This window comes from Brevibacillus borstelensis, from assembly GCF_003710865.1.
Lineage (GTDB): Bacteria > Bacillota > Bacilli > Brevibacillales > Brevibacillaceae > Brevibacillus > Brevibacillus borstelensis.
The window spans coordinates 1-930 of the sequence record NZ_RHHO01000109.1 but is presented as its reverse complement, the minus strand read 5'-3'; the positions used below and the strand labels follow the sequence as shown (position 1 = coordinate 930).

General features: G+C 49.2%; 1 protein-coding gene. It reads right to left on the bottom strand.

The annotated features are described in order from the left end of the window. Positions 1-249 precede the first annotated feature (249 nt). A partial coding sequence (gene serS, locus EDM54_RS26160) for a serine--tRNA ligase (protein WP_122959106.1) occupies positions 250-930 on the bottom strand: 681 nt, incomplete at its 5' end.

Here is a 930-nt window from a genome sequence, read left to right as displayed (position 1 = left end):
TGGGGACAATTCTGCTCACCGTTTCCTTCACAACGATAACAATTCATCCTTAACTCCTCCCATCAACTGTAGTAATACAATATTCGTAATGTTTGAAGTTATTATATAACAGTCATTTCTGTTGTGCAACACATTTTCTAAAAATTCCGCCACTCATTTAACTCTTTGTTTTTGCAGACAAAAAAGCAGCTTTCTGTATTAGAACAGAAAACTGCTTTTCTAGATAGCCAGAAATCATTTTGATCTGCATTATTTGGGAGCGATTTTCTCCAGACCACCCATATATGGACGAAGCACTTCCGGAATCAGGATGGTGCCGTCCTCCTGCTGATAGTTCTCCATCAGCGCGGCAACTGTCCGGCCAATCGCCAGTCCCGATCCATTCAATGTGTGCACGAACTCCGGCTTCGATTTGCTGTCGCGGCGGAAACGAATGTTGGCCCGACGCGCCTGGAAATCCTCAAAGTTGGAACAGGACGAGATCTCCCGGTACGTATTGTAGCTCGGAATCCACACTTCCAGGTCGTACTTTTTCGCCGCTGTAAACCCGAGGTCGCCGGTGCACATGCTCATGACACGGTAAGGCAGACCGAGCAGCTGCAGGATCTTCTCCGCATTTTTCACCAGCTTTTCCAGTTCCTCATAGGAATCTTCCGGCTTGACGAACTTCACCATCTCGACCTTGTTGAATTGATGCTGGCGAATCAGTCCGCGCGTATCGCGGCCTGCCGATCCCGCTTCCGAACGGAAACAAGCGCTGTATGCCGCATAGTAGCGAGGCAGCTCTGCACCATCCATGATCTCGTCGCGGTGCATGTTGGTTACCGGCACCTCTGCTGTCGGGATCAGGAAGTAATCTGGTCCTTCCAGCTTGAATGCGTCTTCCTCGAATTTTGGCAATTGACCTGTTCCCGTCATGCTTGTCCGGTT